Origin of the sequence: Bacillus sp. Cr_A10 (genome assembly GCF_029222665.1) — a bacterium.
In the GTDB taxonomy this organism is placed as follows: Bacteria; Bacillota; Bacilli; order Bacillales_A; family Planococcaceae; genus Psychrobacillus.
Genome location: NZ_JARHXR010000021.1, coordinates 31,948 through 53,845, shown reverse-complemented (window position 1 = coordinate 53,845; position 21,898 = coordinate 31,948). Strand labels below are relative to the sequence as shown.

The window sequence follows — 21,898 nt, the reverse complement described above, 5'->3', positions numbered from 1 at the left end:
GCGAATGCGCATAGATTAGTGCATTAATATAAAATCTGCTCCCATAAAGTTATGTGGGAGCAGATTTTTTATTTTATCGTCTTTTTTGATTTCATTAATTTACGAATAATCGGATAGACTACAGGTGCCCATTTTATTGCAGTCTTTGCTATGGTTTTTATATTCATTAGTATCGCTCCCAAGTTTAATTAGTACTAATTCTTTTCCCGTTTTAACGATAGTATAAACATTATCTTAGTACCTTTACACCTTGGATAATATTCCATACAAGGATAATAATATAACTGACTAAGTACAATAATATGAACAAAAACGGTGCTGATGCCATAAAAAGCGATTGCTCATTAACAGCTGCATTCATAAATACTGAAAAAAAGCTTGAGAATAGAGCTATAAACAATATAATCATAAATCCAAAGGGTATCAGATGCGAAATTAGCGAACGTTTCGCATGATGTTTCACTTCGGTATCCTGAGAAACAAAAAATACAATAATCGGAAGTATAAAAGGCGCAAACAATACACTAAAATAAGACAGTGCAGATAAAATTCGGTTGTTTTCTATTTGAATACACTCCTTTCCGATTAGATATCTAATATACGTCTCTTTACATAATTAGTTTCAACTTTTGGCAAAGGAGACTAAAATATCTTTATATGTTTCTACGGATGAAATAGAGACATACTCTTTTTCTCCATGCCAATCCGCTCCTGACGGACCAAACTCTACAGCTCCTGCTCCATTTTTTGCATAGAAACGGGTATCCGCTGATCCGTGTTGTCCAAATAAGTTAGTATCTCGTCCTGTTTTTATAGTAGTTTCGGATTGTAGCTGAATAATATAGGGATTATTGTCGTTAGTTGTGACCGCTGGCTCAGAGGCATAAATGAGCACTTCATTTCCAGGGAAATGTTTGTGCGCAACATCTGTTATTTCTTGAATTATCTCTGCAGGGTCTTGTCCAGGCACATAGCGAATATCGTAGCTTATGATACACTCATCTGGAACGATATTGTATCTTTCACCTGCATGTATTTTAGCCAAGTTTAAAGAAGGATAATCATAAAATTTATTACTAGCAGTTAAAAAAGAGAGTTGTCGAATTTCTTTATCTAAAGCAATTGCTTCTTCTATTGCATTTATACCTTCCCAAGGACGACTGCCATGACTGGATTTGCCTTTCATTTTAATATCCATTTGGACAATTCCTTTTGCTTGGAGGCCAATATGAAGGTGAGTTGGTTCTCCGCAAATAACGAAATCACCATGATATCCTTGTTCAACTAAATACTCGGACGTTTCTCCATTTGTTTCCTCATCGGTAACAATATGTAGTTGGACTCTCTTCGTTAGTTGATCTGACGCTTTTGAAAGTTCATAGAATGCTTGCATCATAGCAGCAACTCCCGCTTTCATGTCTGCAGAGCCACGACCAAATAATTTGTCACCTTCTATAAAAGGATTAAACTGCTCTTTGTTGCCAGGAACCACATCAACATGGCCATTCCAAATGATGCATTCCTTTCCAACGCCGATTTCTGATACAAGCATAAGCTTTGAATTTTTTTGATGTAAAGTTGTACCAATTCCCTTTTCTTCCAGCCAATTTTGACAAAATAAAAGTGCTTCATTTGCTCCATCCACATCATCACTTTTTATACGAATTAAGTCTTTCAATAAATCTATCATGCATGAACCTCCATTTACATATACTATTTTCATAATTATAACAATGTACGAGGTCACTGAAGAAGTACTTAGAATTTAATTTTACTAAATAATGTCGTCCGATAAATAAGAAAATCGTTGAAACGGCTCCCTTTCCGCTGGCGTTGCCTTAGCCTCCTCGCTGCGCTGCGGGGTCTTCGGCTAACGCTTTTCCCGCAGGAGTGTCGCCTTTTTCAACGATTTTTCTATAAATACTAATTGAAAAGATTTAAGTGATAAAAACTTGCTCTATTAATAGCATGATGGTTTTCTAATTGAAAAGCGGATAAAAGTTGATTGGAGTGGAAGGCGGCGACTCCAGCCGGAATAGCATGAGGTGAAGACCCTGGACTGAGCATAGCGAGGGAAGCGGCTGAAGCCATGCCGGCGGAACGCGTCCGCCTGGAACGTAAACTAACGGATCCAAAATAAAAACGAATATGTGACCAACTTGTCGTTCACATATTGTTATAAAATCTCATGGAGGACTTTTTCAGTGCCCTCACAATGTACAGTGGGGGGTTGCATAACTTATTTCATTGGGCTACAATGAACTCGAACTAAATAATTTATCACCACAAGGGGCGTCGCTTATGCGGCTGAGATAGTACCCTTCGAACCTGTAAGTTCATGCTTGCGTAGGGATGTGGATGGAAACTGACAATCGCGCGATGTCTGGGTCTATCCCGACGTCGTTTTTTTGTGGTCGAAAAAGGAGATTACTATGAAAAATCAACGCGTTTTATTGTTAGTGGAAATCGCAATTTTTGCGGCTCTTGGATATATTTTGGATATTATAGGATTTGGTATGCCACAAGGTGGTACAGTCACATTTGTGCTTGTTCCTGTAATTTTAATAGCATTTCGTCGTGGGATAGTCGCAGGCATTATAACAGGATTTTTAATAGGAATGCTGCAAGTAGTAACAGGCCGTTTTTATGCAGCACCATTATCATTGGAAGTTGTCATTCTACAAGTGGGAATTGATTATTTTATTGCTTTCATGGTAGCAGGATTTGCAGGATTACTTAGACCTGCCTTTTTAAAGGCATATGAAAACAAAGATAAAATGAAAATGGCTACTGCGGTAATTATTGGAGCTTTTATTGCAGCATTTCTTCGCTATCTTGCACATGTGACTTCTGGTATTCTGTTTTTTGGTGAATTTGCTGGCGATCAAAACGTTATCCTTTATTCATTAATCTATAATTCTACTTATATGATTCCAGTATTTTTACTAGCAGCATTCGTTTGTATGATACTATTCCTAAAGGCTCCTCGCCTTATACTGCCGAATAAAGCATAAATATGATATGATTGTTGTACAGTTTAACCAGTTTTAGAATATGCTAATACAGGTTAAGCCTTCGGTGGACGTCACAGATTTTTGGATAGGGACTTAATCGTTCGTCATGATATAATATCTAGACGCAAATACTCCGGGGCGCATTAGATATGAGAAGGGATCTTATAAAGATGATTGTACAAACAAATGAAGAATTAGAAGCTTTAAAAAAAATAGGTCGTATTGTTGCTGAAATTCGGGATGCAATGAGAGCTGCAACGAAGCCAGGTATTACAACAAAGGAACTGGATGAAATTGGTGGTAAGCTCTTCAATGAGCACGGAGCAATTTCAGGTCCAATGGGTGAGTATGATTTCCCAGGATACACTTGTATAAGTGTTAATGAAGAGGTTGCTCACGGTATTCCAGGTTCCCGTATCATTAAAGATGGTGATGTTGTCAATATTGACGTATCAGGCTCATGTGATGGTTATTTTGCTGACACAGGTATTTCCTTTGTTGTTGGTGAAGGTTATGAGGAGAAAGAAAAGTTATGTGCAGTGGCAGAAAGCGCATTTAACCGGGCAATGTTAAAAGTAAAAGTCGGTTCTAAATTGAATCAAATTGGAAAAGCGGTTGAAAGAGAAGCAAAAGAAAATGGTTTGCACGTCATTATGAATCTTACTGGTCATGGAATTGGTAAATCACTGCATGAAGCTCCGCAGCACGTGCTCAATTATTATGATGCTTGGGATCCGACAATTTTAAAAGAAGGTATGGTGCTAGCAGTAGAGCCATTTATTTCTCAAAAAGCTGAACATATAGTGGAATCAGGAGATGGTTGGACATTCGTGACACCAGACAAATCGTTAGTTGCCCAAATTGAGCATACGATTGTCGTAACAAAAGAGGGCCCGCTTTTATTAACAAAATTAGATTAAGAAAAATTAAATAGTAAAATGCCTCGGAAATTATGATTTCTGAGGCATTTTTTTTATAAATAATATTCCTACTATAAGTACACAGCTTAAAAAAATGGATGCGGCAGTTATTAATAATTCATCTAACATATGTCGACAGGCAATCCCTAAAAACGCCCAAATAAAGACTAACACGATTGTCGGGTCATTATAATGGTAGCGAAAATGTAAAGCAATTGCTGTAGCAATTGTTAGGAAAATAACAGCCCAGAGTGATTTCGTCATGCCCCAACCACCAAATTCTACATAAGTAAGATAGTAGTCGATATTTGCAAATGTAGCGACGAATATCCATCCTAAATAAATAGAAATAGGGAGCCGCTTTATCCATAATTGCTCTTCAGAAGAATACGTTTTATAAAATAAAAACAAGACTCCTAATAAAGCAAATATATCTATAAGCGATAATAAAAATAACTCATAATGCCACAAGAAAATCCAAAGAATATTTAAAATGGAGCTACAAACAAATAATATAACTCTTATCGTGGATATGGACTCTCCATTTTTAAATTCTTTAACATTATTCCAAATCCAATATGCTAGTAATAAATATATGGGGATCCATATGAGAAATACGTAGCTTGCGGGAGTAAATAATGAAGGTAGTCTATTTGAAATTTCTCCGGTTGTATGATGATTAATCGGTAGAGTATTTGCGAGTAAATTTACCAAGATGGTAGAGAACAAGCTTATAATCAAAATGATTATTTTAATCATACGCATCCCTCCTATTATTATAGTATACCTTTGAAATTTTATTGCGACAAATTGATTTGTGAATGTTTCATGGCAAATACAGAATAAACGGAACATAAAAATCATGATATAATATAATTCGAACTAGTATGAATTTTTAAGGGGGAAAAATAATGAGAGAAGTAGTATATCCAATTACATGGGATTTAGATGTGTTCTTTGAAGGTGGAAGTGAATCTAAAGAGTTACGAAACCATTTAGATCAAGTGAAAGAAAAATTAAAGGATTTTGGAGAAAGATTAGAAAGTTTTACCACTCCGACATCAGTTCAGGAAGCAAGTAAAATCGTTAGTATCATTGATGAATTAAAGGACATTGCGACTAACTTATCTCAAGCTGGAGCAGTTATTGGTTGCTTTCAAGCACAAGACACTACAGATAAAAAAGCTTCTCTTTTGGAAGGAGAGATAGGAAGTATCTATGCAAAGTTTTCTTCCTTGCTGTTAGGCATACAACAAACGATCAGCAAGACACCAGATGAGGTATGGGCAGAATTAATAAAAACAGATGAATTACTCGAATTTTCTTTTGTTCTAAATGAGTGGAGAGAAGAAGCAAAGAGAATGCTTTCTGAAAAAGAAGAGTCTATGATTACAGCCCTTGGTGTAGATGGCTACCATGCATGGGGGCAGCTATATGATTTGTTGGTAGGGGATATTAGAGTAAAAGTTAAAGTGGATGGAGTAGAAAAAGAACTTTCAGTAGGTCAAGCTAATAACTTAAGCTCTCACGAAGATGCTACTACACGTAAAGAAGCATTTGAAGTATTAGAAGCAGCTTGGACAGAGAAAGAAGAATTTTTTGCTAAAACTTTAAATCATTTAGCAGGTTTCCGTTTGTCTATTTATGAAAAAAGAGGCTGGGAATCTGTGCTACAAGAACCACTTGAGATAAATCGTATGAAGCAGGAGACATTAGATGCGATGTGGGGTGCTATTTCCAAAAATAAAGCTCCTTTCGTCGAATATTTAAATGTAAAATCGACAATGCTAGGAAAAGAAGGTATGCATTGGTATGATTTGGATGCACCGGTAAGTGCTTCAACCGAGAAAATGGATTACCAACAAGGTGCAGAATTTATATTAAAGCATTTTAAAGAGTTTGGACCAAAATTAGAATCCTTTTCAAGAAATGCCTTTGAAAAAGGGTGGATTGAAGCAGAAGACCGCCCAAACAAGCGCCCAGGAGGGTTTTGTACAGGAATGCCGGTTTCAGAAGAATCCCGTATTTTCATGACGTACAGTGGAACTATGTCCAATGTTTCTACACTTGCACATGAATTGGGACATGCTTTTCATTCATATGCTTTAAGACCAGTACATTGGATGAATCGCCAGTACGCAATGGGGGTAGCGGAAACGGCATCTACTTTTGCGGAAATGATTGTAGCAGACGCAGCGGTAAAAGAAGCAAAAACGAACGATGAAAAGATTGCTTTACTAGAGGATAAAATCCAAAGAAGTGTTGCTTTCTTTATGAATATTCATGCTCGCTTCTTATTTGAAACAAGATTTTATGAGGAACGTAAAAATGGGATCGTTTCAGCTACAAGATTAAATGAGTTGATGGAAATTGCTCAAAAAGAAGCATACGGTGAGGCACTAGAAACAACACATCCTCATTTCTGGGCTTCTAAATTGCATTTCTATATTACAGGGGTACCTTTTTATAACTTCCCATACACATTTGGTTATTTATTTTCATTAAGTATATATGCGAAAGCAATTAACGAAGGTGCAAATTTTGAAGAAAAATATATTGCACTTCTTCAAGATACTGCCGTAATGTCAGTAGAGGATTTAGCGATGAAGCATCTTGGTGAAGATATTACTGAAGAGGAATTTTGGATTAAAGGGATTAATCTTTGCATTCAAGATGTAAACGAGTTCATTCAATTAACTAATGCAAAAGGGTGACGATGTTTGATCTATTTAGAAGGTGACAGATGTTATTTACGGACATTAAATGTAAAGGACGCACCCAATCTTGCAGATCTTGTTTATAGAAACAAAAAATATTGGGCTGTATATGAACCATTGCATCGAGATGATTATTATACAACCTCTGTGCAAAGAGAGAAAATTCGAGAGTCGCTATTATTAATGAATGAAAAAAGAGAATTCAGCTTTGGGGTATTTCAACATGATACCGATCGGATGATAGGTAGTATTTCATTGTATAGCTTAAAAAGAATGCCTTTTTCTAGTGGACTAATCGGCTATTCAATAGACGAAAATTTAACGGGTAAAGGTATTGCATCGGAAGCTGTACACCTTGTTAAATTGTTTGGGTTTGAACATGCTCATTTGAATCGTATAGAAGCTTATGTATCACCTAGAAATCTTGGGTCAATTAAAGTCTTGGAGAACAATGCATTTCATCGAGAAGGATTACTTCGAAGTCTTCTCTATATTAATGGGAAGTGGGAAGATCATTATATTTATGCATGCATTAGTGAGGACTTCTGAAAGGGTAAGAGTATTTATAAAAAAATTCTTTCCAAAACGAAAAGCTGGTTATTCATCAATTGATGGATAACCAGCTTTTGTCGATTTCCCGGGAAATATTCTATTTTACGTCGAGATTGCCATCTTTCACTAAATCTAATCTACCAGTATTAGGATCAATGATGAGCCCATGAACAGGTACGCTACCTAGCATTAGTGGGTGATTTCTAATCATATCGACGCTATGTAAAACACTGTCTTTAACATCAGAAAAACCTTCTAACCATTTTTCTACTTCTACCCCGGAATTCTTCAATACATCAAATATTTTTGGATCTATACCTCTTGTAGTCATTTTGCCGATGATTTTATCTGTTTGAATAGCACTCATACCGCAATCATAGTGACCAATAACGTATATTTCGTCCGCTTGAAGTTCATAAACTGCTACGATTAGACTGCGCATGATGCCACCAAACGGATGGTTTATAACAGCGCCAGCACTTTTTACAATTTTAACATCACCGTTTTTAAAGTTCATGGATTTAGGAAGCATTTCTACGAGCCTTGTGTCCATACATGTTAATATTACAATTCGTTTATTTGGAAATTTTGTCGTTAAAAATGGTTCATACAACTTATTTTGTACAAAGGATTCATTGTAAGATAATATTTCTTTTAAACTAGGCATGTAATTCCCCTTTCAATTTTCTACATTATTATTTTATATGAAAGTAATTGATATTTCCTCTATTATGTATTTTAGTGTAATAACTATTAATAAATTTTCATGAAAAAAACCACTCAGGAGAGAGAACTTGAGTGGCATTTTTTATTATTTGGCACTATTAATATGATTGTCATTTTTATTGTCGTGAAAATTAGCGAGACTTCTGTGGAAAGCGAGCGAAATTTCGTCAATGACAACTTGTATGTTAACAGCGCCAATTTTTTATTTTGCTACTCTTTGTTTTCTCTCAGAGATAAAAAATGATTTTCCTGTACCGATAGCTACTGATTGTAGAGGTTCAGGGGCAATATGAACAGGTACTTCAATAACTGTTGAAAGCCACTCTTTCATATCTTTTAATAGAGCGCCTCCACCTGTTAATACAACGCCATGATCTACAATATCACCAGCCAACTCAGGAGGACAAATTTCTAATGTAGCCCTAATAGTTTCTAAAATAGTTTCCAGTGATTCTGCTAAAACTCCCTGAATCTGTGTAGATGAAAGATGTATTGTTTTTGGTAAGCCTGTAACAACATCTCTTCCTCTTACATCCATTTGTTCTACTGAATGTGGCACCAATGCATGTCCGATTGTTTTCTTAATTTCTTCAGCAGTTGGTTCTCCAATTAAAATATTATATTCTTTACGAATAAAATTGATAATAGCTTCATCCATTTTATCTCCAGCAGCTTTTACAGTGTTCGAAGCAACAACTCCACCAAATGAGATAATTCCAACCTCTGTAGTACCACCACCAATATCAACCACCATGCTTGCAACTGGTTCATTTACAGGAAGTCCTGCACCAATTGCTGCAGCTACCGGCTCTTCCATCAGTTGGACCTCTTTTGCTCCACTTTGTCTAACCGCATCTTGGATTGCTCTGCGTTCAACGGATGTAGCACCAGAAGGGGTACAAACAATAACAGTCGGTTTTCTTAAAGCAGTGCCTAGCTTCTTGCCAGCTTTTTGCATTATCAGTTTTAATAATTCTGTCGTAACATCAAAATCCGCAATGACACCATCTTTTAAAGGTCGAATAACTTCAATAGAAGCTGGGGTTTTACCGATCATTTGTTTTGCTTTCTCACCAAATGCGATAATTTCTTTTGTTTTAGTGTTTATTGCGACAACAGTCGGTTCATTTAAAAGTAAGCCTTTGCTTTTTGTATATACTAATGTATTTGCTGTTCCTAAATCTATTCCAATATGAGTATTTGAAAACATATATTAAACCTCCCATTCAATCATACTTATATAGTATAAAGGATAAAGGAGGGATTGCCATTTGTTACTTTTTGGAAGTTTACAATTGTTTCAAAAGATAATAGTGCGTTTATCCTGTTAGTTTTGTTTAAAATAAATAGATAGACCTTGTTGGTCATTGATTTGACATAAAGTTGTATTGAAAATGAAAAGAAAAAGAGAAATAGTATCAACTTTAAACTATTCACCCATAAAAAAACAACCGCAATATAATTGCGGTTGTTTGAATTATTTTGAAGGTTTTGGATCAACTGTAATTGAATCATGTGAGTTCATTGCTTTTGCAAAGTAGCTAAGAATTACGTAGCCTACTACTCCTATACCACCAGCAACTCCAAGAACTGTAACTGTGAATAAGCCCATTATTAAACACCTCACTAGTCATGATATTATCATTATAACTTATAATAGTATAAAAAGTAAGTAGAATATTATAGAAATTTAGTTAGGTAGATTAAAAAGCCCAATTTCCATTGCGGAAGATTGGTTCAATCGTTCCATCTTCTTTGATTCCGTCGATATTCATTTTTTCTGATCCAATCATGAAGTCTACATGAGTAATACTTTCATTCAGTCCGTTTTGTGCAAGTTCTTCTCGACTCATTTTCTTACCACCCTCTATGCAAAATGCATATGCACTTCCGATTGCTAAGTGGTTAGAAGCATTTTCGTCAAATAACGTGTTATAGAATAATAAGTTTGAATTAGAAATAGGTGAATCATGTGGGACTAACGCTACTTCTCCTAAATAGTGAGAGCCTTCGTCTGTCGCAACAAGATTCTCTAACACAGTTTGACCTTGTTCAGCTTCCACTTTCACAATACGACCTTTTTCAAATGTTACTGTGAAATTATCAATGATATTTCCTCCGTAACTTAAAGGTTTTGTACTAGCTACGTACCCGTCTACTCCAGTTTTTAAAGGAACTGTGAAAACTTCTTCTGTAGGCATATTTGCCATGAAATCGTTTCCTTTTTCATTTACACTACTAGCTCCACACCATAGATGACCTTTTGGAAGCTCGATCGTTAAATCTGTCCCTGGTGCTGTATAGTGTAGTTTTTTATAGTTCTTATCATTTAAGTAATCTACTTTAGTATGAAGTAATTCGTCATGCTCTTTCCAAGCTTCCACTGGATTCTCTAAATCTGCACGTACCGCTTTAAAAATTGCATCCCATAAAGCAGAAACTTGTTTTTCTTCGGCAACCTCTGGGAACACCTTACTTGCCCAAGCCTTAGAAGGTGAAGCGATAACTGTCCAGCTTACTTTATCAGATTGTGTGTATTGACGATACTTGCTTAATGCAGTACCTGCCGCTTTTTGGAATGCCGCAATTTTATTTGTGTCCACTCCTTTTAAAAGATCTGGACTTTGACTTATAATGCTCATGAAAGCAGCACCTTGTTCAGCTAATAATTCTTTTTCTTGTGCTTTCCATGATGGGAAGATGTCAAATGAATCTTTAGGAGCTAAATCATAACGTAAGCGTGTAATTTCATCGTCTGAAAAATCTACAAAAACTTGGTTAGCGCCAATTTCATATGCTTTTTTCGTAATTAATCGAACGAGTTCTACGCTATCAATTGATGCAGCGATAAATAAATTTTGACCTGGTTGAATATTAACTCCAACTTCTACAGCCAAAGCAGCGTACTTATTTAAGTTTTCATTAAAAGATGACATATTTCGACTTCCTTTCTGTATTTAATTTCATAATATCAGTTTTTATGACGTATGAACACAAAATATTCCAGGCCAAAAGACATAGATAGTACATATTTTATGAAATTATATTATGCAAAAGGAAGTTTAATATTAAAAAATATATAAATTTGCCGAAATAAATGACAGATATAGAATGTGGGGGTAAATGAATGGATAAGTCTACCGTAATTGGTCTTGTACTAGGATTTGTTGCTTTATTAGTTGGGATAGTTTTAAAAGGGGTTCCATTAGTTGCTCTTTTTAATCCTGCAGCTATTTTAATTATCATTTTTGGAACAATCGCTACAATTGTTATAGGTTTCCCGATGAATGAGTTAAAACGCGTTCCAAAGCTTTTTGGAGTTATATTTAAAGAGACTAAGTTATTGCCTGATTATGAGGTTATTAAAATGTTCTCTAGCTGGGCTGATTTAGCTCGAAGAGAAGGATTGCTTGCATTAGAAAGTAAGACAACGGAAGTAGAAGATCCATTTTTAAAAAATGGTTTGACACTTGCGATTGATGGTCAGAATGCAGATTATATACGTGATGTATTAACGGAAGAGATAGATGCATTGGAAGAAAGACATGCAGGTGGAGCACATATTTTCTCACAGGCTGGTACTTATGCACCTACTCTAGGGGTTCTAGGAGCCGTAGTTGGATTAATAGCTGCTTTGGGTGATTTGAACGATATAGAAAAACTAGGGCACGCCATTTCTGCCGCTTTTATAGCAACCTTGCTAGGGATTTTTACTGGGTATGTTCTTTGGCATCCATTTGCAAATAAATTAAAACGTAAATCTAAGCAAGAAATACGTCAAAAAACAATGATGTTAGAAGGTATTCTTTCTGTATTAGAAGGAGATTCTCCACGAGTAATCGAACAAAAGCTAGCTTCATATCTTTCTATGTCGGAGCGAAAAAAAGTTTTAAATGAAAGCGGGGAGGCTGGCCTTGGCAAAGAAGCATAAGAAACATAAAGAAGAAGAGGAAATGAGTGAATCATGGCTTCTTCCTTATGCGGATATCTTAACTTTATTGTTAGCTTTGTTTATCGTTTTATTTGCATCTAGTACAGTGGATCAGGAAAAACTGGAGCAGATGTCCCAAGTTTTTAGTCAAGTGTTTGATGGCGGAGTAGGATTAATGGAAAATCCTTCTCCTTTAGACGTACCGGTTACACCAAATAAAACAAATGGTAATGAGCAGAGTTCGGCTTACATTGAGGACCAACAAGCATTGTCAGAGATTCAAGATAGTGTAGATGAATATATTGCTGTGAATGCATTAGAAAAGCAATTCGCTACACAATTAACGGATGAAGGCCTATTAGTAACAATTCGAGATAGTATTTTGTTTGATACAGGTGAAGCGGAAGTAAATCCACAGTATCGCCAAATTGCTGAAGATATATCCGATCTATTAGTGTTTGATCCCCCTCGACATGTTGTCATAACAGGACATACGGATAATGTTCCAATTTCCAGTAGTGAATTTTCTTCTAACTGGGAACTAAGTGTTATGCGTTCAGTGAATTTTTTGAAGATTTTAGTAAATAATAATACAATTGATCCCCTATATTTTAGTGCAAAGGGGTATGGTGAATTTAAACCAGTAGCAAAAAATGATACTGCTGAAGGTCGGGCAAAAAATAGACGTGTAGAAGTTTTAATTCAACCACGCGTATTGGAAGATGGAACTTTAAACGACGAACCAAAATAATATCGGTCGAAAAGCCTGAAGTGACATCTTGGAATGTTAATCTGACTAATCAAAGCTTACAACTTTATTATATTAAGTTGTCAGTTTGGGATTGTAGACAAACTCGATTTTATTTTTTTCCTCCGATAAATAAGAAAATCGTTGAAACGACTCCCTTTCCGCGGGCGTTGCCTTAGCATCCTAGGCCAACACGATGTTGGTCATGAAATCGTTGCCGCAGGATGCGGCGAACTTAGATTGCCTTCCTCTCAACTGTGGGGTCTTCGGCTAACGCTATTCCCGCAGGAGTGTCGCCTTTTTCAACGATTTTCAATAAATACTATTTGAAGTGATAAAACTTGCTCTATTAATGGCATGATGGTTTTCTAATTGAAAAGCGGAAAATAGTTGATTGGAGTGGAAGGCGGCGACTCCAGCCGGAATAGCAAATGTTTTCTGCACCCAAAGCGAAGCGTCAGGTGCATGAGCTGAAGACCTTGGACTGAGCGTAGCGAAATTAATTTTTGCGACGAGCTCGCGCAGGAGCATCGTTTTTTTGCGACGAGCTTGCGCAGGAGCAAGGGAAGCGGCTGAAGCCATGCCGGCGGAACGCGTACGCCTGGAACGGAAATGAACGGGTTCAAAATAAAAATAGAGTATATGAACAACTTGTCGTTCATATATACTCTAGAAGAATAATCTTGAGTATATAGAAAATGGGGACAAAAAATCAAAATAATTAGCGAGGTCAATTAGCCATCTGACTTTTGTCTAAAATCTAGCTGACAACTTTTTTATTAAGTTGTCAGTTTTTGTTTTGACTTTTTCAAACAAAAGTTTATAATTAAAACAAAAGTTTGTATTTGAGGGAGGGTTGAAATATGCAACAGAAGGAACTTCAAGTTTTTCAGTACCTTAAAAATAATCCTTACGCATCTCAACAAGAAATAGCTGATAATCTTCAGATGTCTAGACCTGCAGTAGCAAATACGATTTCTCAATTAATTAAAAATGGGAAAATCACAGGGAGAGCATATATTATTCCTGAAAACAAAGAGGTTATTTGTATTGGAGGTGCTAATGTAGACCGAAAATATATAGTGAAAAGTAAATTACAGATGGGTACTTCTAATCCGACAATAAGCATGCAAAGTGTTGGAGGGGTAGCAAGAAATATCGCTGAAAACATAGGTAGACTTGGGCATAGTGTTCGATTATTATCTGTAGTCGGCAATGATATGGAATATCAAATTATTGAAAAAGCATCTAGTCATTGGATGAACCTATTTTCAGTAGAGAAACTTGCCAACTATTCAACGGGAACGTATTCAGCCATATTAGATAATGAAGGTGAAATGCTATTAGCATTAGCCAATATGGAAATATATGATGAATTATCCGTAGAATATATAAAAAGACAAGAAGCTTATCTCACAAACGCTCAATTAATAATTGTAGATATGAATTGTCCAAAGGAAGTCATTGAATATTTACGAACGTTATCGATTGGCAAGAATATTCCTTTAGCCATTATTCCGGTCTCATCTCCTAAAATGGAGAGAATGCCAGATGAATTAGAAGGAATAGAATTACTTATTCTGAATAAGGATGAGTCGGAAGCCTATTTACAAATGGAGATAACTGATCAAGAGACATGGAAACAAGCTGCTCAAATTTTTGTGCAGAAGGGTATTAAACATGTTGTTATCACTCAAGGTAACAAAGGAGTTATGTATGCTAGTAGTTCTAACGATGGGATAATCGTACCCGCGATAGAAGTGAGCGAAGTTGTTGACGTCACTGGCGCTGGAGATGCTTTTGTTTCTGGTACGATTCATGCTTGGTTGGAAGGATTAACAATGGAGTCAGCATTGAATGCAGGAATGGTCAATGCAAGTAAAACATTACAATCTCCTGAAACAGTTCGAACAGAGCTTTCAAATGTAATTTTAAATAATGAATTGGAGGAATATTTATCATGAGAGAATTTTTAACATTTTCAAAAGAAGTAGAAGAAGGAATGTCAGCAGGCAAAGCTATTGTTGCTTTAGAATCAACTATTATTTCACATGGTATGCCTTACCCACAAAACGTTGAAATGGCTAGAACTGTAGAACAGATTATTCGTGATAATGGTGCAGTTCCTGCCACAATTGCAATAATGGAAGGTAAAATCAAAATTGGACTATCCGATGCGGAATTAGAAACTTTAGGTACTAGTAGCAATGCACGAAAAACATCACGAAGAGATCTTCCTTACGTGATAGCTTCGGGAGAAATCGGAGCGACAACTGTTGCTACAACAATGATCTGTGCTGAGCTAGCGGGTATTAAAATGTTTGTTACTGGTGGCATTGGTGGAGTGCACAGAGGTGCTGAAACAACAATGGACATTTCTGCGGATTTGGAAGAACTAGCTTCTACGAATGTTGCGGTTGTATGTGCAGGAGCAAAATCTATTTTGGATATTGGACTAACACTTGAATATTTAGAGACTAAAGGGGTTCCTGTTGTAGGTTACCAAACGGACAAGTTTCCAGCATTTTATTCCGCAACAAGTGCATTCAATTCAAACTTCCGTTTGGATGAGCCGAAGGAAGTAGCAGAAATGCTAAAAGTGAAATGGGAATTAGGGTTAAATGGAGGAGCAATCATTGCGAATCCAATCCCAGCAGCAGATTCTTTGGACGAAGCGTATATTACCAATATCATTGAAAAAGCTTTAACAGAAGCAGAAGAAAATGGTATTAAAGGGAAAGACGTAACACCATTCTTACTTGGAAAAGTAAAAGAATTAACAGAAGGTAAAAGCTTAGAGTCGAATATTGCACTTGTTTATAACAATGCAAAAGTTGGAGCGAAGATCGCAGTTGAATTGAATAATCTTTAAAATAAAGAATCCTTCACCTTAATATGGGTGAAGGATTCTTTATTTTATTTTCTTAAATTACCTAATTCAGCAGCAATAGCTTGCATTTCACTTGGAGAGAAAGAGTCTCTTTTACTAACCATTTCGTATAGGTAAACTAAATCTTCATATTGGCTAGCATTAAAATGTTCTGATTTCATTGCATCAACGTTTACCATGCGAAGCTTTTCTTTTATTGTTTCAATCATATACGTAACATTTTCAACCGAAGGCTCAGATAAATTCATTTTTTTGTACCTACCTTTCATACATTAAGTATCATTTCACGCTACGCAACGATTGTCAATTACTAAATAGATTTCGCAGATTTCTGCGCTAGTTTTTCTTCTTTTAATTTATCTTGAATCCGTTTTGTTTCATATATAACTACCCCAGATAGACCAAGTAATCCTATTAAGTTCGGAATTGCCATCAATGCATTGGTTATATCAGAGAAAGTCCAGATTAAATCTAGAGAAACAACTGAACCAATAAATACCATTATTACGAATGCAATACGGTAAACAATTAATGATGAAGGACTTTTAAATAAGTACTGGAAACATTTTTCTCCATAATAAGCCCAACCAAAAATAGTAGAGGAAGCAAAGAAAACTAATCCGATTGCTACAACAATTGGTCCCCAGTCACCTAAGAAATGTCCGAAAGCAGCAGAAGTCAATTCATTTGCTGCAAGATTTGGATCCTGGTAAAGTCCTGACAATACAATCGTAACTCCAGTAATTGAACAAATTAAGAAAGTATCTAAAAATACTTGAGTCATAGAAACTAGTGCTTGTCGTCCTGGTAAATCTGTTTTTGCAGCAGCAGCAGCAATAGGAGCAGAACCTAAACCAGCCTCATTTGAGAATACACCACGAGCAATACCGTAACGAATAGCGGCACCAATTGCTCCACCAGCAGCAGCTTCACCAGAGAATGCCATTCTAAAGATAGTAGCGAATGCTTCTGGTATAGCAGTGATATTTGTAACCATAACTATTAAACCGGCTAATAAATAGAATAATGCCATAACTGGTACGAATACCGCAGTAACATTACCAATAGATTTAATCCCACCAAGGATAACAAGTGCAGTAAATACAGTAAGTATAATTCCAGTAATCCATGTATCTATACCAAATGTTGAATCTACAATTCCGGCAACGGAGTTAGATTGTGTTCCATTTCCAATACCGAATGCTGCAATCGCACCAAAGATTGCAAATAAAACTGCCAGCCATTTTTGTTTTAGTCCGTGTTCTAAGTAATACATCGGACCACCAGCCATTTGACCGTTTGCATCTTTTACACGATATCTTACCGCTAATATGGCTTCACTATATTTCGTAACCATACCAAAAAATGCAGAGAACCACATCCAAAAAATTGCACCAGGTCCACCGAGAACTACAGCTGTAGCAACTCCGACAATATTCCCTGTCCCTACAGTTGCAGCAAGCGCAGTTGTAAGTGCTTGAAATTGTGAAATATCTCCTTCCGCTGACTTATCATGCTTTTTAGAGAATACTAGTTTCAAAGCTACAGGTAAAAGCCTAACTTGTAAAAATCCTACTCGAATTGTTAAATAAATGCCTGTCCCTACGATTAAGATTAAGAGCGGTATGCCCCATAAAAAAGATGATACACTTCCTAAAAACTCATTTAACTTCTCCATCGATTATTAACCCCCATTATAATTTTACTTTCTAAGTCTTGCTCCCTTTCTATATTGTTTTTTACTTATTACCAATGTTCTTAAAATTCAGAGATATAGTCAAGACTATTTTTCAATTAATTTGTTTTATTCTATTATGACAAGGGTATAATTGAATACAGATATAGCGAAAAATGGAGGTAAGAATATGAGTGAAAATAAATTATTTAAAGGAATTATGTATGGTGCACTACTTGGTGGTGCAATAACAATGATGGATAGAAAGACTCGAGATTCTGTTATGAACAAATCAAGATATATTAGAAATGAAATTGTATACTACAGTAAAAACCGTGAAGAATTAAAAACTAACATTGAATCCCAAGTGACAAAATGGAAGGCATTTTATGATCAATTTTCTTCGGATGCTAAGTATTTATCTCAAAAAGTAAACGAGGTAAAAGAAATGACTCCTCAAGTGAAAACTTTACTGACTGACACGAAAGATGCATTTTCACAATCAAAAGACGAGTACAAATCAATTGTTGTCCCGGAACCGGAATATACAAGTATTTATGAAGAAAAAAAGTAATAAATCATAAGAAAGGTGGGGATGAGGTGGAACATAATCATTTAAATAAAGAAGTATCTGAAACAAACACTTCGTCCTCCACTAAATGGTATGAAAAGAAAGAAGAGAAAAAAAGTGAGAAGCAAGACTTAACTACATGGTCAGGATACGTGAAGCATCTGATTAAACATATTCAGGAAACAGATATTACTGGTCTTGCTGCTCAGCTAGCTTATTTTTTCTTATTATCATTATTTCCAATGATTATCTTTCTAGTTACCTTATTGCCATATTTAAATTTGGACGAGGCACAAGTTTTTCGCTTTCTAGAAAACTATGCTCCAGAAGATGTTTATATTCTAATTGAAGATACAGTTTCGGATGTTTTGCAATACCGAAATGGAGGACTATTATCCTTCGGGATTATAGGTACTATTTGGTCAGCATCCAATGGGATGAATGCAATTGTTAAGTCATTAAATAGATCTTATAATCTAGATGAAACGAGACCTTTTTTTATTGTGAGAGGTTTATCGATTGTCTTCACATTACTTTTAATATTTTTATTGGTTATTGCACTTGTTCTACCAGTTTTTGGTCAGCAAATCGGAACTATTCTATTTTCTTATTTCGGTTTTGAAGAGAGTTTTATAAAGCTATGGAATAATATTAGATGGACAATAAGTCCGATTATTATGTTTTTAATATTAGCTGCTCTTTACTGGATTGTACCAAATAAAAAATTATTTTTAAGAAGCGTTTTTCCAGGAGCAGCCTTTGCAACTTTTGGATGGATCGTTGTTTCGTTAGCATTCTCCTATTATGTTAGTAACTTCGGAAATTATTCTTCTACGTATGGAAGCATTGGGGGAATCATCGTTATGATGCTTTGGCTATATATTTCCGGAATAATGCTCCTTGTAGGTGGGCAAGTGAATGCGGTGATGCAAGAGAGAAAAATTGTACTGGAACAAAAAGAAGCAGAGGGGCAGCATTAGCCCTTCTGTTTTTTTTGTCTCAAATAATTGGTAAATGTCATGATCATTTAATTTGCTGCATAGTGCAAATTAGGAGAACTTCTTTATACATAAAAATATATTAACTTTCGTAACGGAAAATCATTTTGTTCATAAAATAAAGAAAAAGTAAAAAGGGGTACAATTATTGATTATCTCTCTTAGAACTGCAAAAGCACTATTAGAAGCTGCAGAAAAACAAGCAATGGCGATGGGTATTACAGAGGATATAGCAATTGTTGACGAAGGAGGAAATTTGATAGCCTTCCATCGAATGGATAATGCTAAAATCGCCGGGATCGATATAGCAGTTAATAAGGCATGGACCAGTGTTGCTTTGCAAGTACCAACAGCTAATCTCGTTAGTGCAGCACTTCCTGGAGGGCCATCCTTTGGAATTAATACAACAAACCAAGGGAGAATTGTCATATTGGGTGGAGGAATTCCGCTTATATACAATAAAAGAATAGTTGGGGGTATAGGAGTAAGTGGAGCAACAAGCGCACAAGACATTGAAGTAGCAACTGCAGCAGTTCGTTTATTTGAAAGCATGACATTTACTCGAACAAACACAAATGATCAATAATTTTGTCTTAATATAGGAATGTAAAGAGGCTATGTACAATGGTATACCCACTATACATAGTCTCTTTACATTTTTGGTTATTGTTTGCTGTCTGTTTGGCTAAGCAATAGGTGGTGCAACTTTTTTATTTCCCCAGCAGTGCCATTAAACCTTTAAAAATTAGGAAAAGAGAGAAAATAATAATTGCTAAAATACCTATTAAGTTAATTATTTGCTCTAAACCTGCTAAGAAAGTACCTTCTAAGGGAACCTTTAACAATGCAAAACCAGCTAATATACTAGCTAACATTAAAAGAATTAATCGATCCATTTTATTTCGCCTCCTCTTTAGTACAGTATATGTACAAGGGAAAGGTAAGTTGAACCAATTGCGATTCACGAGGGTAATTCGAATACAATACCGTTTTGAGTGAAGACAATAACTCCCTTGTTCAACTACGGAGGCTTTTGTTCAAGAACAAATCAAAAAAGGACTATAAGAAGTCCTTTTTGAGTTCTACGATTATTTAGGAGTGTTTTTTAAATGTTTCTATTTAACATTCTTAAACCATTTAAGATTACTAGAATAGTGCTTCCTTCATGACCTATTACTCCAAGGGGAAGATCAACTGCTTGGAGAAAGTTTGAGATAATTAGTACGCCTATAACTGAAATAGAAAAGACGATGTTTTGTTTTACAATTCTTTGCATTTTTCGAGACATTTTAACTGCATATGCGATTTTCGATAAGTCATTTTTCATTAACACTACATCAGCAGTTTCAAGTGCTACATCTGTTCCTTCACCCATAGCAAATCCAGTTGTTGCAGTCGCTAGTGCTGGAGCATCATTAATGCCATCCCCAACCATTCCGACGAATTTGTACTCTTTCAATAATGCTTTCATATGTTCTACTTTCGTTTCAGGTAGACATTCAGCGATATATTGATCGATTCCTGCTTCTTTAGCAATCACTTTCGCTGTTTTTTCATTGTCTCCTGTTAGCATCACTGTTTTTATTCCTAGTGACTGAAGTAACTTTATGGCTTCTTTTGCTTCTTCCCGTACTGTATCTTTCAAAGCGGCAGCAGCTGCAATTCCTTGTTGATCTCGCATGAAGATGACAGTCTTTCCTTCATCAGCTAATGTAGCTGCGATACCATTTTGGAAAGCAAATGCATCCTTTTTGTTCACAAATTCAGGTTTTCCCACAATGATTGTTTGACCGTCAATAGTTGCTTCTAACCCAAATCCAGGTTTATCCTCAATATGAATAAGGGGAAGTTGACCAATTCCTTCTGATTTGGCATAGGAAGTTATTGCTTGTGCAAGTGGGTGATTCGACTGCGTTTCAATAGTTGCCAGTAATGTTAGAGTTGCTATCCGATCTAAATCTTCTCGAACAAAAAAATCTGTTACAACTGGTTTGCCTTGTGTTAATGTACCTGTTTTATCTAAAGCAATTGCTTTAATTTCACTGACATTTTCTAAGTGGACTCCACCTTTAAATAATATCCCACTTTTGGCTCCATTTGAAATAGCTGCGAGTGTTGCAGGCATAATAGAAGCTACAAGAGCACAAGGTGATGCTACTACCAATAAAACCATCGCTCTATACAACGTGGTCGTCCAGTCCCAACCAAGTAAGTAATGTGGAAGAAACATCATAACTGCCACGCCAAGCAATACGAATTTTACATAAGTACCTTCAAATTTCTCAATAAATTGTTGTGCGGGAGATTTTTCATCTTGGGCAGATTGAACAAGTTGGATAATCTTTTGGAAAAGTGAATCCTCATTTGCTTTTGTGATCTCCATAGTAATAGCGCCACTAATATTCACGGTACCAGCATATAGTTCATCTTTTGTTTGTTTGGAAACAGGAATGGACTCACCGCTAATAGCAGCTTCATCTACAGCAGTAAAACCATTTACAATGATGCCGTCTGCAGGTATTCTTTCTCCAGGTTTGACAACCAATTGATCTCCGACTACAAGTTCGTTTACGGAGACACGGATTGTAGAGCCATCACTGTTTAGTTTCCAGGCTTCTTCCGGTTGTAATTTCATGAGGGAAGAAATTTCTTTTTTACTTTTGTTCATTGTATAGGTTTCAAGTGCACCACTAACAGCAAAGATAAAAATTAATATAGCACCTTCCGTCCAATAACCAATAATAGCAGAACCAATCGCTGCTAAAATCATTAGCATTTCCACATTCAATTCTTTATCTTCAATGGTTGCTTCTATTCCTTCTTTTGCTTTAGCGAAGCCTCCAATGACAAATGCTAACAAATAAAATACGATAGAAGCTGTCTCTTGGCCAGCATTACTTAGCAACCAAGCACCGAGAATTAATACTCCAGAGAAGAGAGCGGCAATTAGCTCCATATGGGGAAATAGGGATTTTAAAAATGATGGATTCTCATTTGTTTCCTTTATAGTAGACATGTAAATACCTCCTTGATAATGAATTTCACTATTAATAAGCTTATAAAATGACGAAAATGGATTCCCAGTTGGAAATCCATTTTATATTCATTACTACTTTATAATTATTATAATTTAGAAGTTATTTAATGTCAATCGAT

General features: G+C 35.9%; 22 protein-coding genes and 1 riboswitch. Of the genes, 11 read left to right on the top strand and 11 right to left on the bottom strand.

The genetic code is table 11. The features are described 5' to 3' along the window. Nucleotides 1-229: 229 nt before the first annotated feature. The gene (locus P2Q73_RS20355) at nt 230-565 is read right to left on the bottom strand and encodes a magnetosome magnetite crystal formation protein family (protein ID WP_056833229.1); all 336 of its coding nucleotides are present in this window, start codon (nt 563-565) and stop codon (nt 230-232) included. 57 nt (nt 566-622) lie between these two features. Beyond that, nucleotides 623-1,690, bottom strand: a complete 1,068-nt coding sequence (locus P2Q73_RS18430) for a M20 family metallopeptidase (protein WP_275789862.1) — start codon at nt 1,688-1,690, stop codon at nt 623-625. A gap of 588 nt (nt 1,691-2,278) precedes the next feature. After that, nucleotides 2,279-2,370, top strand: a riboswitch (TPP riboswitch). Nucleotides 2,371-2,432: 62 nt separating this feature from the next. On the opposite strand from P2Q73_RS18430, the gene thiT reads away from it, so the two are divergent. Next, complete coding sequence (gene thiT / locus P2Q73_RS18425) at nt 2,433-3,014, top strand: energy-coupled thiamine transporter ThiT (RefSeq protein ID WP_275789861.1); 582 nt, start codon at nt 2,433-2,435, stop codon at nt 3,012-3,014. 170 nt (nt 3,015-3,184) lie between these two features. Then, nucleotides 3,185-3,934 carry a type I methionyl aminopeptidase gene (gene map, locus P2Q73_RS18420; RefSeq protein ID WP_053591994.1) on the top strand — a complete coding sequence of 250 codons (750 nt, stop codon included), beginning with the start codon at nt 3,185-3,187 and terminating at the stop codon, nt 3,932-3,934. Nucleotides 3,935-3,964: 30 nt separating this feature from the next. Here map and P2Q73_RS18415 read toward each other — a convergent pair whose 3' ends face one another. Then, nucleotides 3,965-4,693: a TspO/MBR family protein gene (locus P2Q73_RS18415; protein ID WP_053591995.1), complete on the bottom strand. Its 729-nt coding sequence runs from the start codon at nt 4,691-4,693 to the stop codon at nt 3,965-3,967. A gap of 152 nt (nt 4,694-4,845) precedes the next feature. On the opposite strand from P2Q73_RS18415, the gene P2Q73_RS18410 reads away from it, so the two are divergent. Both P2Q73_RS18410 and P2Q73_RS18405 read left to right on the top strand, forming a co-directional pair. Further along, nucleotides 4,846-6,648, top strand: a complete 1,803-nt coding sequence (locus P2Q73_RS18410) for a M3 family oligoendopeptidase (protein WP_275789857.1) — start codon at nt 4,846-4,848, stop codon at nt 6,646-6,648. Nucleotides 6,649-6,654: 6 nt separating this feature from the next. Continuing rightward, a complete protein-coding gene (locus P2Q73_RS18405) occupies nt 6,655-7,200 on the top strand; it encodes a GNAT family N-acetyltransferase (RefSeq protein WP_053591997.1) in 546 nt (181 codons plus the stop codon). A 100-nt stretch (nt 7,201-7,300) separates the two neighbouring features. On the opposite strand, the gene P2Q73_RS18400 is transcribed toward P2Q73_RS18405, so the two are convergent. The 4 genes from P2Q73_RS18400 to P2Q73_RS18385 form a co-directional block, all read right to left on the bottom strand. Continuing rightward, entirely contained in the window at nt 7,301-7,870 is a 570-nt protein-coding gene (locus tag P2Q73_RS18400; RefSeq protein WP_056833239.1) for a beta-class carbonic anhydrase, read from the bottom strand. A 261-nt stretch (nt 7,871-8,131) separates the two neighbouring features. Continuing rightward, on the bottom strand, nt 8,132-9,139 hold the full coding sequence (gene mreBH, locus P2Q73_RS18395) for a rod-share determining protein MreBH (RefSeq protein WP_053591999.1): 1,008 nt from the start codon (nt 9,137-9,139) through the stop codon (nt 8,132-8,134). A 267-nt stretch (nt 9,140-9,406) separates the two neighbouring features. Further along, nucleotides 9,407-9,541 carry a hypothetical protein gene (locus P2Q73_RS18390; RefSeq protein ID WP_256363939.1) on the bottom strand — a complete coding sequence of 45 codons (135 nt, stop codon included), beginning with the start codon at nt 9,539-9,541 and terminating at the stop codon, nt 9,407-9,409. 91 nt (nt 9,542-9,632) lie between these two features. Then, nucleotides 9,633-10,865 (bottom strand): aminopeptidase, encoded by a 1,233-nt coding sequence (locus tag P2Q73_RS18385; RefSeq protein WP_056833241.1) that lies wholly within the window; start codon nt 10,863-10,865, stop codon nt 9,633-9,635. A 191-nt stretch (nt 10,866-11,056) separates the two neighbouring features. Here P2Q73_RS18385 and motA point away from each other — a divergent pair, with 191 nt between their 5' ends. The 4 genes from motA (at nt 11,057) to P2Q73_RS18365 (ending at nt 15,480) form a co-directional block, all read left to right on the top strand. Continuing rightward, nucleotides 11,057-11,860 carry a flagellar motor stator protein MotA gene (gene motA / locus P2Q73_RS18380; RefSeq protein WP_053592001.1) on the top strand — a complete coding sequence of 268 codons (804 nt, stop codon included), beginning with the start codon at nt 11,057-11,059 and terminating at the stop codon, nt 11,858-11,860. Further along, nucleotides 11,844-12,611, top strand: a complete 768-nt coding sequence (motB, locus tag P2Q73_RS18375; RefSeq protein ID WP_056833243.1) for a flagellar motor protein MotB — start codon at nt 11,844-11,846, stop codon at nt 12,609-12,611. The genes motA and motB overlap by 17 nt, the downstream gene beginning before the upstream one ends. 860 nt (nt 12,612-13,471) lie before the next feature. Further along, nucleotides 13,472-14,572, top strand: a complete 1,101-nt coding sequence (locus P2Q73_RS18370) for a PfkB family carbohydrate kinase (RefSeq protein ID WP_056833245.1) — start codon at nt 13,472-13,474, stop codon at nt 14,570-14,572. Next, entirely contained in the window at nt 14,569-15,480 is a 912-nt protein-coding gene (locus tag P2Q73_RS18365; protein WP_275789847.1) for a pseudouridine-5'-phosphate glycosidase, read from the top strand. Before P2Q73_RS18370 ends, P2Q73_RS18365 begins: the two co-directional genes overlap by 4 nt. A gap of 44 nt (nt 15,481-15,524) precedes the next feature. Here P2Q73_RS18365 and P2Q73_RS18360 read toward each other — a convergent pair whose 3' ends face one another. Together P2Q73_RS18360 and P2Q73_RS18355 are read right to left on the bottom strand one after the other, a co-directional pair. Then, the gene (locus tag P2Q73_RS18360; RefSeq protein WP_053592005.1) at nt 15,525-15,746 is read right to left on the bottom strand and encodes a DUF1128 domain-containing protein; all 222 of its coding nucleotides are present in this window, start codon (nt 15,744-15,746) and stop codon (nt 15,525-15,527) included. Between the two features lie 62 nt (nt 15,747-15,808). Further along, nucleotides 15,809-17,176 (bottom strand): alanine/glycine:cation symporter family protein, encoded by a 1,368-nt coding sequence (locus tag P2Q73_RS18355; RefSeq protein ID WP_056833249.1) that lies wholly within the window; start codon nt 17,174-17,176, stop codon nt 15,809-15,811. A gap of 187 nt (nt 17,177-17,363) precedes the next feature. Between P2Q73_RS18355 and P2Q73_RS18350 the strand changes: the two genes are divergently transcribed. The 3 genes from P2Q73_RS18350 to P2Q73_RS18340 all read left to right on the top strand — a co-directional run bounded on the left by P2Q73_RS18350 (nt 17,364) and on the right by P2Q73_RS18340 (nt 19,328). Beyond that, on the top strand, nt 17,364-17,747 hold the full coding sequence (locus P2Q73_RS18350; protein WP_053592007.1) for a hypothetical protein: 384 nt from the start codon (nt 17,364-17,366) through the stop codon (nt 17,745-17,747). A gap of 26 nt (nt 17,748-17,773) precedes the next feature. Beyond that, entirely contained in the window at nt 17,774-18,724 is a 951-nt protein-coding gene (locus P2Q73_RS18345) for a YihY/virulence factor BrkB family protein (RefSeq protein ID WP_275789841.1), read from the top strand. 166 nt (nt 18,725-18,890) lie between these two features. Then, a complete protein-coding gene (locus P2Q73_RS18340; RefSeq protein WP_082461115.1) occupies nt 18,891-19,328 on the top strand; it encodes a GlcG/HbpS family heme-binding protein in 438 nt (145 codons plus the stop codon). 124 nt (nt 19,329-19,452) lie between these two features. On the opposite strand, the gene P2Q73_RS18335 is transcribed toward P2Q73_RS18340, so the two are convergent. Continuing rightward, nucleotides 19,453-19,638 carry a hypothetical protein gene (locus P2Q73_RS18335; RefSeq protein WP_056833251.1) on the bottom strand — a complete coding sequence of 62 codons (186 nt, stop codon included), beginning with the start codon at nt 19,636-19,638 and terminating at the stop codon, nt 19,453-19,455. Nucleotides 19,639-19,847: 209 nt separating this feature from the next. Beyond that, nucleotides 19,848-21,758, bottom strand: coding sequence for a heavy metal translocating P-type ATPase (locus P2Q73_RS18330; protein WP_275789836.1), 1,911 nt, complete (start codon nt 21,756-21,758; stop codon nt 19,848-19,850). Nucleotides 21,759-21,898 lie beyond the last annotated feature (140 nt).